We start from the raw sequence: 261 nt of genomic DNA, 5'->3' as shown, positions 1-261 counted from the left end.
GTGTCCACCTATTTAAGTGGACACCTCATGCATCAGAGCACTCAAAAGCAAAAGGTGCGGGGAAATTCGCGCTTACCGAGCAACGGGCCGAAGCGAGCTTCAAGCACCGTATCGCCATCAATCTTGCGGCGGATGTCGCGGATAATCCGACCAAGCCGTGTCCGCAGGAACTTGAGCTGCCGCTGCGCGCGTTTGAACTGGTGGGCGTGGCTATAGCGGCCGGTCATGATGGCGGCGCGCTTGGCCAGGCGCAGATAGCTC

The 261-nt window shown here is 59.4% G+C and carries 1 pseudogene; it reads right to left on the bottom strand.

Annotated elements, in window-relative coordinates:
- Positions 1-77: 77 nt before the first annotated feature.
- Positions 78-261: pseudogene (locus tag AC5ZFO_RS48480) on the bottom strand (IS5/IS1182 family transposase); the annotation flags it as partial.

The sequence above is a fragment of the Bradyrhizobium sp. Unk1 genome, from assembly GCF_059512345.1.
This window is presented reverse-complemented; position numbering and strand designations above follow the sequence as displayed.